At 44.7% G+C, this 9,211-nt stretch carries 7 protein-coding genes and 2 pseudogenes; 6 read left to right on the top strand and 3 right to left on the bottom strand.

From position 1 onward, the window contains the following. The 5 genes and pseudogenes from B9T16_RS22355 to B9T16_RS22335 all read left to right on the top strand — a co-directional run. Positions 1-289: pseudogene (locus B9T16_RS22355) on the top strand (flagellar assembly protein H); the annotation flags it as partial. Positions 290-394: 105 nt separating this feature from the next. Continuing rightward, on the top strand, positions 395-634 hold the full coding sequence (locus B9T16_RS22350) for a hypothetical protein (protein WP_410245809.1): 240 nt from the start codon (positions 395-397) through the stop codon (positions 632-634). A gap of 159 nt (positions 635-793) precedes the next feature. Then, positions 794-1,372, top strand: a complete 579-nt coding sequence (locus B9T16_RS22345) for a hypothetical protein (protein WP_410245808.1) — start codon at positions 794-796, stop codon at positions 1,370-1,372. A 216-nt stretch (positions 1,373-1,588) separates the two neighbouring features. Beyond that, positions 1,589-4,021 carry a CHAT domain-containing protein gene (locus B9T16_RS22340; protein ID WP_410245807.1) on the top strand — a complete coding sequence of 811 codons (2,433 nt, stop codon included), beginning with the start codon at positions 1,589-1,591 and terminating at the stop codon, positions 4,019-4,021. Positions 4,022-4,163: 142 nt separating this feature from the next. After that, positions 4,164-4,706, top strand: a pseudogene (locus B9T16_RS22335) (DUF2887 domain-containing protein). 89 nt (positions 4,707-4,795) lie between these two features. On the opposite strand, the gene B9T16_RS22330 reads toward B9T16_RS22335, so the two are convergent. The 3 genes from B9T16_RS22330 to B9T16_RS22320 form a co-directional block, all read right to left on the bottom strand. Further along, the gene (locus B9T16_RS22330) at positions 4,796-6,466 is read right to left on the bottom strand and encodes a protein kinase domain-containing protein (protein ID WP_410245806.1); all 1,671 of its coding nucleotides are present in this window, start codon (positions 6,464-6,466) and stop codon (positions 4,796-4,798) included. A 76-nt stretch (positions 6,467-6,542) separates the two neighbouring features. After that, on the bottom strand, positions 6,543-6,791 hold the full coding sequence (locus B9T16_RS22325) for a Ycf34 family protein (RefSeq protein WP_006616402.1): 249 nt from the start codon (positions 6,789-6,791) through the stop codon (positions 6,543-6,545). A 276-nt stretch (positions 6,792-7,067) separates the two neighbouring features. Further along, positions 7,068-8,729 (bottom strand): AAA-like domain-containing protein, encoded by a 1,662-nt coding sequence (locus B9T16_RS22320; RefSeq protein WP_410245805.1) that lies wholly within the window; start codon positions 8,727-8,729, stop codon positions 7,068-7,070. A gap of 192 nt (positions 8,730-8,921) precedes the next feature. Here B9T16_RS22320 and B9T16_RS22315 point away from each other — a divergent pair. Then, a partial coding sequence (locus B9T16_RS22315) for an IS630 transposase-related protein (RefSeq protein WP_410245804.1) occupies positions 8,922-9,211 on the top strand: 290 nt, incomplete at its 3' end.

Below are 9,211 nucleotides of genomic sequence, written 5' to 3'. Positions count from 1 at the left end.
AATGTTAGGACTCACCGATTTAAAACAAACCCGATTCTATCAAGAAGCATTTGCCGACGGTCGCCAAGAAGGTCGCCAAGAAGGTCGCCAAGAAGGTCGCCAAGAAGGTCGCCAAGAAGGTCGCCAAGAAGGGGTGCAAGAAGGTCTCCRMCAAGGTCTCCAACAGGAAAGGATAAATATTGTTGTGCGTTTGGCAAATTTGGGAAATAGTGCGGAAGCGATCGCCGAAATGTTGGGTTTACCATTGGAGGAAATTCAGCAAATTTTGTCATCTCGTGCTGACAACTAGGAGCGCGCATCAAAGTTATGGGCGAGGCGATCGCCCATAACTTTCAATACGTTAATGAACTGCTTTGGGCAGCCTTAACTATCAATTATCAATTATCAATTATCCATGTTAGGACTCACCGATTTAAAACAAACCCGATTCTATCAAGAAGCATTTGCCGACGGTCGCCAAGAAGGTCGCCAAGAAGGTCGCCAAGAAGGGGTGCAAGAAGGTCTCCAACAGGAAAGGATAAATATTGTTGTGCGTTTGGCAAATTTGGGAAATAGCGCGGAAGCGATCGCCGAAATGTTGGGTTTACCATTAGAGGAAATTCAGCAAATTTTGTCATCTCGTGCTGACAACTAGGAGCGCGCATCAAAGTTATGGGCGAGGCGATCGCCCATAACTTTCAATACGTTAATGATGGGATGGTGTGGGTGTGGTGAAATTGTGCGAAGTTTCCGAAAAAGGGTGGAGCGAGCGTGAAGATGTTAGTATTAGTTTATATCCTATCTCACACCTGCCATGAAAACCCCTCAACTGATGATTTTCCTAGTGCTGGCTGGTCTGACAGTACCCACCGCTGACATTCCACGAGCGATCGCCCTCCCCGTGCTGGTAGCCCAAAACCAAGCCCAAAATCAACCGATTCCGATTTCCTTGCCGACCTCGGCGGCGGTGAGTTTGGTTAATGGCGGTCAACGCTCCGGTCAACTGGTTGAAATTAACTCTCAATATCTCATTGTAACACGAGGTGACAGTCGCGCTCAAGAAGCGATCGCCAATGTTTCCCGCGTGCAATTTCGGGGGGATATTTGGTGGCCGACTTCCGACGGTCGGATAGTGATTCGCGGCGACCATGAGAACACAGGCGGAAACCCCCGACGCTTCCGGGTGCGGGTGGATGGATTAGTTTGGCAAGATGCGGATAAAGGCTTTTTGGCGATCGTACCAGAAGCCGTTATCGCAGTAGATGATCAACCGGGCATTCCCAGGGGAATGAGGAACATAATTTATAGTCGTTATGTGGTGACTGCCATAGAATTCGCCCCCCAGAATTCCGAGTTAATTATCACGGCGAAATTGCTATCCCCTTTGGAATAGCTTTCCCGTAGGTTGGGTGCAGAGTGCAACGCAGTGCAACCCAACTAACACTTTCCAGCTTCCCGTAGGTTGGGTGCAACGAGCGTGAAACCCAACATCCACAGCTTTGCGTAGTGTAGGGCAGTGCAACCCAACTAACACTTTTCAGCTTCCCGTAGGTTGGGTGCAACGAGCGTGAAACCCAACATCAATTTTCAATTAATATTAGGTGATGCCATGAAAAGATTAATAATTGGTTCTCTATTGGGAGTGTCGATGCTAGTGGGGACTCCCGCGATATTGCCAATTCTGGCACAGCGCAGTTATGCCCAAACCTCCCAGACTCAGGCGGCACAATTGCAACAACTGATTGATTTAGCAGCTTCCCGTAGGTTGGGTGCAACGAGCGTGAAACCCAACATCAATTTTCAATTAATAATAGGTGATGCCATGAAAAGATTAATGATGGGTGGTTTATTGGGAGTAACAATGCTATTGGCGACTCCCGCCATATTGCCAATTCTGGCACAGCGCAGTTATGCCCAAACCTCCCAGACTCAGGCGGCACAATTGCAACAACTGATTGATTTAGCAGCTTCCCGTAGGTTGGGTGCAACGAGCGTGAAACCCAACATCAATTTTCAATTAATAATAGGTGATGCCATGAAAAGATTAATGATGGGTGGTTTATTGGGAGTAACAATGCTATTGGCGACTCCCGCCATATTGCCAATTCTGGCACAGCGCAGTTATGCCCAAACCTCCCAGACTCAGGCGGCACAATTGCAACAACTGATTGATTTGGGATTACAGCAAACTCAGCAAGGGCAACCTTTACAAGCCATAGAAACCCTTAAACAAGCCCTAGCTATTGCCCAAAGTATCCAAAATCGAGAAGGGGAAGCATTCGCAAATCTTTTTCTGGGTTTCAACTATAATCGGATCGGTGAACCCCAGGCAGCCTTAAACTTCTATCATCAAGCTGTTAGACTCTTTCAAGAAGTTAATGAGCGCACCTGGGAAGCCACTACTCTCAATAATATCGGTGTAGTTTACCGCCAAATAGGTAAACCCCAGGAAGCCTTAACATACTTCCAGCAAGCATTACCCATTAGGCGGGAAGTGCGCGATCGCGCCGGGGAAGCCACTACTCTCAGTAACATGGGTTTACTTTACCGCGAAATCAATCAACCCCAGACCGCCATCGAAAACTGGGAAAAATCCGTACAAATTACCCTAGAAATGCGTGCAGGTTTGCAACAGGAAAACCGCCAAACATTCCAAGAAAGTAACCGAGGAACACCCGTCGCCCTTGTAGACCTTCTCATTGACCAAAACCAACCCGACCAAGCCTTTAAATGGTATAACCTCGCCACCACCTTCGACCTCGCCGACTATACCCGCCTTATCGATGCCCAAGTTGGCGACCCAGAAGCCCAAAAACTCATTGACCAATGGAATCAAAACCATCAACGCCTACAATTCCTTTACGCCCAAGTTGACCAGGACTGGACACCCCAACTCTCTCAACAAATCAACCAATTACAAGCCCAAAATAGCCAACTAGCCGAGGATATCTCCCGCCAATATCCCCAAGTTGCCGAACTCTTTGAAACCACCCCCCAAGACATCCAAACTCTCCGGGCAAATATCGCCCCCGGAACCCTAGTGATTCAACCCGTTTTGTTAACTAATATTAATATCGTCCAGGATAAAATCGGCATTTTTTTAGTCAGCCGCGACCAAGCCACCCTCGTCCGCACCATTCCCATTAACCCCACCGAATTTGATGCCATCCTCACCGAATATCGCGCCMAACTCCAAAACCCAAACTCCGACAACTACGCTGGCAATCAAGAACTACTGTATGATTATCTCATTCGTCCCGTCGAGGCGGATATTGCTGCCTATTCTCCCCAACAAATCGCCATCATTGCCACCGGAAAACTCCGTTATATTCCCTTTGAAACCCTCTATGATAATCAAAGCGAACAATACCTCCTTGAAAAATACCCCATCCACTACCTCACCCGCATTTCCGCCACCCGCAATATCCCAAATAACCCCCGATTATCCACCAATGTTTTAGCCTTTGGCAACMCCACCCCCACCTCCCAAGMACTTCCGGGAGCCGAACAGGAAGCCCGCCAAGTTACCGAAATTTTAYCAGGGGAATATTGGCTGCGGGAACAAGCCACCCGCCACCGTTTTTATAACGATTCKGCCCGGTTTAATATCCTGCATTTGGCGAYCCACGGCTGCTTTCAAAGGCAAGGATGTCCGGGGCTAAATTTAGAGGCAAATAACATATTATTTGCTAATGGTGAAACCTTCAATATTGCTGATGCCGCTTTGTTGGGATTAAACCAAACTAACTTGGTGGTTTTAAGTGCTTGTGAAACCGCCATGGAAGCCGAATCAGACGGCCGCGAATTTGCAGCGATCGCCTACTTATTTGAACGGGCGGGAGCCGATGCCGTGATTGCCAGTTTATGGAATGCCGAGGACAACAAAACCCTCTTAATTATGACACAATTTTATGAGAATGTCAACCAGGAAATGACGAAAGTTGAGGCCTTACGGCAGGCGAAATTAACCTTCGCCCAACAAGCCATACATCCCTTTTATTGGTCGCCTTTAATTCTGATAGGTGATGGCAGTTCTTTTTAAGGTGGATATCCGCTGCTGAGTAACTGTCCGTAGGTTGGGTGCAACGAGCGTGAAACCCAACATCCACAGCTTTGCGTAGTAGGGCAGTGAAACCCAACTAGCTTTCCGTGGGTTGTGTGTAACCCATTGCCACCCCACATCAATTTTCAATATTTTCCAACAGTACCCCCGCAGCTTCTTTGAACTGCTGAACCGCCCACCCGAAGAAAGCGATCGCTACCAATTCACCTCTGTAGAAGTCAAACAACTAGCCTTCCGCCTCGACGGAGTATTTCTCCCGACCACCTCAGTAACTGTCCGTAGGTTGGGTGCAACGAGCGTGAAACCCAACATCATCGGAGGCGATCGCATCAGCCATAAACCTGATCGAGCAAGCCGAACAAAACCTCCCCCCAGAATCCATTCAACGGGATATCATTGATATCATCGAAACTATAGTTATTTACAAACTACCCCAAATAAGTCGCGAGGAGATTGCCCAAATGTTAGGCTCACCGATTTAAAATAAACCCGATTCTATCAAGAAGCATTTGCCGACGGTTGCCAAGAAGGGCTGCAACAGGAAAGGATAAATATTGTTGTGCGTTTGGCAAATTTGGGAAATAGCGCGATCCGGATCGCCGAAATGTTGGGTTTACCATTGGAGGAAATTCAGCAAATTTTGTCATCTCGTGCTGACAACTAGGGGCGCGCATCAAAGTTATGGGCGAGGCGATCGCCCACTCCCTTTCCGGAAGTTAATCAACGCCTTTGGGCAGGATTAATTATCAATTATTAATTATTCCGGTTGGAAAACAGTGGCATAGATACAAACATCCCAGCGATAATGATACCAAAAAGGTCGTTACGAACCCATCTTAATTGCAGCAACTCCAGCACCAAGAATAACCCGACAACTATGGCAAAAACTTGGTTTTCGTCCACGTCATGATATGGTTTTATCCAGTTTTTAAAAATGATAAACATTGGAGAAATTAGCAGTGCTACAAATGGCGTAAAAACTATCAAGTTATTGCTAAAAATATAGGCGACCATAGCCATAGTTAATGTATCCATCCAGAACTGTTTACTGTGGATTATTTTGCGCCAATGTTCACTGCTAATCAAGTTATGGCAATATTGCTTAAACCGCAGGCGCTGATTTTTGCGTCTAGCTTTGGGGTCTAATTTGAGTACCATTTGCCATTCAGGAACCCCTCGATTTTGGACTCTGCCTAATAACTTAACCCGGACAATATTATTGAGGTTTAATTGGGTTAATTCAGAGGCGATCGCCTTAGCTATTTGGGGATAATCAACCTGTTGTTGGGCGGCACGATTAATCACAATAGTTAACTTGGATTTACTAATCCGATTAACTTGCACCTTAACTTGATAGAATTTGAGAGCCTTTTGCAGAACCTCAGTGATTTGTGGTTCTGACTGGGGGAGTTTACTAGGTTTTATTGGCTGTTTAATCGGGGTTTGATTAGTGGCGATCGCCACAAAACCAGTTTCCGGTTCCGGCTGGAAACCCGGCATAGCCTCAATATATTTAGGAGTAGGGTGCAACTTGAGCAGTAACGCCGCCGCCGAATGAAAACGCTTGCTAGTCGCCCCCGCCAACATTCTATCTAAAATATCACCTAATTCGTCACTAACAGGACTTTTTAAATAGCTACGCCAGCCCCAATTACCCTCATGACCATCAAACAAATCAAAAGGGGTAACACCCGTCAACAAATGAATACAAGTTACCCCCAAACTATAAATATCACTAGCAAAGACAGCCTTTCCCATCAACTGTTCTGGGGCGGTATAAGCAGCCGAACCAATCAGAGTCCCGGTTTTAGGTAATAGCCCCCCTGTCACCAATTTAGCCGCCCCGAAATCCACCAAAACCAAGGTATTTTCTGAGCCTTTACTGCTACGGTGGCGACGGATAATATTTTCCGGTTTAATATCTCGATGAATCACCTTATGGCTGTGAATAAACTGTAACACAGGTAACAATTCATCCAGAACCTGATAAATTTGATTTTCCGTAAACGGACCCTTGAGCATCAATTCTTGAGCCAGGTTATTACCCTCAATAAACTCTTGAACCAAATATTGATAGGGTTCCGACTCAAAATAAGCCACCCGGTTAGGGATTTGGGGATGTTCCCCTAAAATCTCCAGTTGCTGCGCTTCCTGACGAAATAACTCCGCCGCTCCCTTGGCATTATTTCCCTGGGGAAAAAACTGTTTAATGGCGACTTGGGGATGGTGGGTTGTCAGTTGATCAACCGCTAAAAATGTGCGACCGAATCCCCCTTGTCCCAGGAGTTCCAGCGCAGTATAACGGCTATTGGCTGACCCCGCCATTGGCGGCGATAGTTTCACAGAAGCGCCACAGTGTTGGCACAACTCCCCCTCACCTGGTTTTTCGGGATTGGGACAGTGGGGATTAAAACAGTAACTCATAATCTGAGGATGTTAAAAAAAATTAAAGATGGGGGTGACGATTGACCCCCAATTGTTAATGGCTGTCCGCTGGTGATTAGGTGGGGATAGGCTCTCCCGGTCGCAATTTTGACCATTTTCCGGTTTCTTGTTTAAAGCTCTCACAGCCAACTACATCCCATTCCATCTCGATACTATCTTCTGTGGTGCGAATATTAACGTTGATGCTGGGTTCAACGGGGTCAAAGGTGGGATTTTCGCTAACATGGCGTTCCTGATGCTGGGTTTCTACCGCGTGGTAGGTGATACAGCGATCGACATAGTAACAGTTAACACAAATACACATATTCAAAATCCTCTGTATATTTTCAAAAGGATTGACTACTTGATTTCCCTTTCTGCTAATTTAGCTTATATTAATCGATTCTTGCTGATGCTGCTATGGGTCTAGCCTACTGTTATCCTGGTCTAGCCACTATCTCAAGCACCTTTGCGCCAACAGATGACTGTTACGGCTGTTTCTGACTCAGACTGGGGGATGATACTGGCTTAACCCCCCTCAGTACAATTTTACCCGATCTCGAACCTGATGCCAATTTCTGGGAATTTCATGGGTATCGGTTTAGTATTTAAAGTTAAATTCTGAACTCATAGTATAGCGATCGCGTCCAGCTTTTTTGGATTCATACAGTGCTTGATCTGCTGCCATAAACAGGGTCTCTGGATGATAATCACTGCTAGGAATTATGCTGGCAATTCCTATACTTATCGTTACTACCGGATGCTGAGAATCTACAGATTTAGGCACTCCAGAAGCTATAGCTAATTCTTTGACCGCGAGGCAAATTTTTGCCGCCACAAACATGGCTCCCTTCCCATCAGTTTGGGGTAGAAGCACCACAAACTCTTCTCCACCATATCTAGCTAATAAATCATTGGGACGTTGTAAATTATGTTGAATAGCTTGGGCTACTTTTTGTAAACATACGTCTCCGGCTAGATGACCAAAAGTATCGTTATATAGTTTAAAGTAATCTATATCGCAGACAATTAATGCCAGGGGATTATGTTTGATAGCCATACATTCCCATTCCATTTTAAAAGCCTTCTGGAATTGTGAGCGATTAGCCACCTTAGTGAGTTCATCAACATAAACTAAATTTGATAAATATTGGTTATCACGTTCCAATTGTTCTATATAAATAGAACTAGGCACTTGGGGGAATATCGGTTTATAGCTAAAGTAAACACGATACAAATCACAAGCCAAAAGATAATGATTATTTAGGCTTTTAATTATCCCTATACTCTCTAAGTAATAGGCTGATATTGGCTCAATTTTTAAGGCTTTTTTGGCGGCGATTAACTGCTGCATAATTTCCACTAATTGTGGCTTTTTTTGAATTAATATCCAGAATCTTTTCAGATAATTTTTATAAATACCTGCATCGGTAGAAGCTCGATGAAAAAAATCATCAAATTTTGTTTGATGATCATATAAATAATGAAAAGCTAGATGAATTAAATAGGGATGTCCACCGACCAAGCAGGTTAATTTGTGTAACTGATTTTCGGTTAAAGTGAGTTGGTATTTGTCGGCTAGTTCTCCCACTTGCTGATGCGTAAACTCAGGTAAATCAATCAATACACCTACATTAAAGGGAGATTGATTAATCCCTAAAGAAACATAAACTTCTGTGGAATGAACCAAAACCAGGCGCAATTTCTGCCAAATTGTTGAATGTGCAGATTTCTCATGCCAAAATCGCAATAATGGCAGAAAGTTCATGAAGATTTTGGGATACTCAAACAGCAAATTAACCTCATTAAAAACCAATAAAAAAGGTCCGTTAATTTGGGGAATTAAGTATTCTTCAAAATACATCGTGCAGCTCACTTTGTCGCCGATGTCTTCATCCCAATAATCATTAATATTATAGGCTATTCCTAACTGTCTGGTGACATTACTACATAACCAACGAAAAAATTTGGTCGAACTTTCAAAAATCCCTAAATCCGCTTGGTGAAAGTCAATTAAGACGGTACTATATCCTAAACTGTTGGCGTGGTTAATCAACCTTAGCATTAACGAACTTTTTCCCATTTTTCGGGGTGCTTTAATTCGCATAACACTACCAGGTTGGGTTATTTGCTGATAGGCTCTAATTTCGATGGGGGGACGCTCCACATAAAAAGCAGAATCCAGAGACAGCGGACTATCAGGACATGGGAGACAACCAAGAGGATTACTGAATTCTAATTCTGGCGGTATAGCTTGATCCATTTTCCCTCAAAATATTTTTGGTCTCATGGTATTGTATAGTATATATTAAGTGCGAGACGTTTAGGAGTCAAAATAAGGCTGCAATGCCTGAAATAACCTCCTAGTGGGACTTTCGCCCTTGGTGAAATATAGCACCAGACAGGAAAATTAGGACGTATAATGGAGAGGACGAGATGACTAAGAAGACCAAAAATGCCAGCCCCCTATAGTTACGACCTCAGACAAAAAGTTATTGATGCAATTGAACTAGACGGTATGCCCAAAACAGAAGCCAGTCAAGTTTTCCATGTCAGCCGGAACACTATCAATCTCTGGCTGCAAAGAAAAGCACAGACCGGAGACTTCCTCCCTAAACCTAATCACCGACCTGGTCATAGCCACCAAATTACCGACTGGCAAAAATTCCAGGCTTTTGCCCAAGAGCATGGCGACAAAACCTCCGCTCAAATGGCTCAACTTTGGGATGACGACATCTCTCCTCG

The sequence above is a fragment of the Arthrospira sp. PCC 8006 genome (assembly GCF_046480465.1).
Classification (GTDB): Bacteria; Cyanobacteriota; Cyanobacteriia; order Cyanobacteriales; family Microcoleaceae; genus Limnospira; species Limnospira platensis.
This window is presented reverse-complemented; position numbering and strand designations above follow the sequence as displayed.

Excerpts from the sequence above, each read along its gene's own strand:
- B9T16_RS22350 (WP_410245809.1), top strand. The coding sequence starts at position 395 with ATGTTAGGACTCACCGATTTAAAACAAACCCGATTCTATCAAGAAGCA.
- B9T16_RS22345 (WP_410245808.1), top strand. The coding sequence starts at position 794 with ATGAAAACCCCTCAACTGATGATTTTCCTAGTGCTGGCTGGTCTGACA.
- B9T16_RS22330 (WP_410245806.1), bottom strand. The coding sequence starts at position 6,466 with ATGAGTTACTGTTTTAATCCCCACTGTCCCAATCCCGAAAAACCAGGT.
- B9T16_RS22325 (WP_006616402.1), bottom strand. The coding sequence starts at position 6,791 with ATGTGTATTTGTGTTAACTGTTACTATGTCGATCGCTGTATCACCTAC.
- B9T16_RS22320 (WP_410245805.1), bottom strand. The coding sequence starts at position 8,729 with ATGGATCAAGCTATACCGCCAGAATTAGAATTCAGTAATCCTCTTGGT.